Here is a 3,153-nt window from a genome sequence, read left to right as displayed (position 1 = left end):
CGGGGAATGGAGCGAGAAGTACGTCTATCGCTATTTGCAAGATTTTTGTGAAGAGAACAAAGACAAGGGGTATCATGTTCGCTGGATGAACGATGTAAAAGATGTAGGTTGGGGATATGATTTTGTACTGATGAAAGGGGAGAATGAGCTTCGCTACATCGAAGTCAAAGGGCGATCATCCAATACTAGTGAAATCGAAATCTCTAAAACCCAATGGGAGTTTGCTAAATTCCTCTATGACAAAAATGAGGGGGATAAGTATTCGATTTTCATTGTACAAAATGCCGGTAAAGCAAACGCCAAACTCATACCTCTGAAAAATCCGGTAAAGATGTGGTTGGAGGGGAATTTGAGTATGTTGAAGATTGAGCTTAGTTACTCATAAGATGGAGAAATAGAATATGGTTTCAGAGCTATTTATTGAAGATTTTGAATCTCAAGAATGGAAGGCAATAGTTTTGCCTTTTTCAAATAAAAATTGTGAAAAATATTTAACACCACTGTCTAATGCAATCAAAGAATATGAAAATAGTCCTCAAGTAGTTCGTGTTTTTTCAACATTAATGCAATTATCTTCTTTTCATTTGCGTGCTGAGAATACCTATGAACCCTATGGAGCGATGATGATTATGGATGGATCGCGAACTGCTATACCAGATGATTTGACTGATGAACAGCTGAAAGTTTTAAAAGAAAAAATCGATTGTTTTGATATTGATTTAAAGGCTCGTGTAGCTGATGTGTTATGGATCAGAAATAAAGATCATGCTATGGCTAAAAAAGCTATCCAGTGGTTATTTGAATCAGCTAAAAATCAAATTTCACCAGATGATTGGGTGTATGGGTATGAACGGCTTGAACGTGCGTTTAGGCTAGCAAAAAGCTTAGGCAAAAGTGCATATGATGAATTGAAGATGATATGTCAGTATATGGATGATTTATTGATTTCTGAAGAATATCAACAAAGACAGTATTTATCTATTCGAGTACTTGAACTGTTACAGAGCTGTAGAGTGGATTTTCCTAAAAAATATGCAGAAATTGCAAAAAGAATTGCTATTTTGATTCAAGAATCTTGTGAATATATAGGTGCAAGCGACTATTGGGAATGTAGTGCAAAGTGGTATGAAATTGCCAAATTAGAAGAAGATGTAAGAGAAGCAAAAATTTCTGCGGCAGAGTGCTATGTTCTTATGGCCAATGCTACTGATAGTGCAATGGCAAAGGCAAATTTTCTTCAACAAGGGATCGAAGCGTTTAGACGAATAGGTGGATCGCAATCAAGAACCAAAGAATTACATACTCTAATGCTTGAAGTACAAACTAAAATTTCTGATGAAATGGGGCGCATCTCAACAGATATTGAATTAACACCATTGATAGAGTATTCAATAAATCGTGTAAAAGGTAAAACTTTACAAGAAGCATTACGGCAATTTTGCCTCTTGACCACACCACAATCTGTTGAAGAATTAAAAAACAAAGTTGAAGATCTTGTTAAAATAGCACCGTTTCAATTTATAGTTTCAAAGCATATAGTTGATTACGAAGGAAAGGTAATTGCTGTTTTTCCAAGTATGCTAACTGCTTCTGAGAAGGAACGTAATGATGCATTACATGCAAATATGGTTGATCAATCACAATTTGAACGAATAATCGCAGTGAATGGAGAAATTGAACCTGCTCGATCTCAAATATTACTTGAACATAATATAACGTTACATTTTTTATCGGCTATTGTTCAAAACAACTTATTGGTACCAGCTGGAAGAGAGTATATTGTTGCAAAAGGTCTTTCATCCGGATTTTATGGAGAATGGATTGAAGCCGCCAATATTTTAGTACCTCAGTTTGAAGAAGCTATTAGGTATGTTTTAAAGCAAAATGGGGAAATTGTTTCTGGCTTGGAAAATAATTTACAAGATAATCGCAGTCTGAATACAACATTAGATAATCCACTAATTGACGAAATATTCGGGGATGATCTTGCATTTGAACTACGAGCATTATTAATAAACCGTTTTGGACCCAATCTACGAAATAAAATTGCGCATGGATTAATGCATTCAAATGAATTTTTTTCTCATGATATAATTTATTTTTGGTGGCTTTATTTGAGATTAATTTGTTGGCCGATGATTATGCACAATGTCAATCAAGATAGTTGATTTATAATTTAGATAGGGTATGAATGAAGAAAAATCGTGATGATTTCAAAAAATCAACTATTGATATTCTTAGGACAAGGGTAGCACATCGGTGTTCAAATCCAGAATGTAGAGTTATCACAGTTGGACCAAGTCAAGATATACAGAAAACTAATAGTATTGGAGAGGCAGCACATATTTGTGCAGCAGCTCCCAGTGGTCCAAGATATGATGCAACAATGACTACCGAACAAAGAAAATCCTTTGAAAATGCGATTTGGCTTTGTTCAAACTGTTCGGATAAAATTGATAAAGACCCAGATTCGTACCCCGTTGATTTACTCCATGAATGGAAGCGAAAAGCTGAACAATTAGCATCCGAAGAGATAGGTCTAAAATTACCTGATAAACATGACGCAGTCAATATGCTGACGACAGCATTGACAGGACAAAGCGCCAAATTGATCCCAAATATGCTTAAAAATGTTTCTGTCGCATCAGCAAATTATTTACATCACTTAGACCCCAGACTTCGCGTAGATGTGGCTTATCACAACAATACTGCTATCTATACTTTTTTCCAACATGGTGATGAACCAGTCGATCTTAATGTCAAATTTTCGATTAATGAAAAACATGAATCGCATAATGACTTTGAGGAAATGTTCAATTATGGCAAACCCATAGAATTAGCCGTTACAAATTTTGAATTAAGCGGGTCGCCAATTTTCGATACGTTATTATCAGATTTTAATGCTGCAACAATATTGGTAAAGCCTGAAAGTATTAATGCAAATATGAAGATATGGTTGTCAAAAGATCATAAGATGCCTTTCTTTATGGATGATGTACGTGGAGAAATTTTTCGTGGTATGAAAGCGTTATATTTCACTGGAACTTCATGTAATGGGCTCTTTAAATTTGAAGTTCACGTCGGAAAAGAAGGAGAAATATCCTCTTTTTCATTCGGAATAGATTTTTCACAATGGATTGGTGTAGATATTTT

The 3,153-nt window shown here is 35.1% G+C and carries 2 protein-coding genes and 1 pseudogene; all 3 read left to right on the top strand.

Going from position 1 to position 3,153, the window contains the following annotated elements; genetic code table 11:
- Window positions 1–385 (top strand): DUF3883 domain-containing protein (locus PHC76_RS14865; RefSeq protein ID WP_300210764.1); only part of this gene is annotated, 385 nt, incomplete at its 5' end.
- A gap of 16 nt (window positions 386–401) precedes the next feature.
- Entirely contained in the window at window positions 402–2,168 is a 1,767-nt protein-coding gene (locus PHC76_RS14860; protein WP_300210762.1) for a DUF4209 domain-containing protein, read from the top strand.
- Window positions 2,169–2,191: 23 nt separating this feature from the next.
- Window positions 2,192–3,153, top strand: a pseudogene (locus tag PHC76_RS14855) (hypothetical protein); the annotation flags it as partial.

The organism is Sulfuricurvum sp. (genome assembly GCF_028710345.1).
GTDB lineage: Bacteria > Campylobacterota > Campylobacteria > Campylobacterales > Sulfurimonadaceae > Sulfuricurvum.
The sequence above is the reverse complement of the archived record's forward strand: the minus strand, read 5'-3'. Positions and strand labels throughout refer to the sequence as shown.

Coding starts and splice junctions, on each gene's coding strand:
- PHC76_RS14860 (WP_300210762.1), top strand. CDS start 402: ATGGTTTCAGAGCTATTTATTGAAGATTTTGAATCTCAAGAATGGAAG.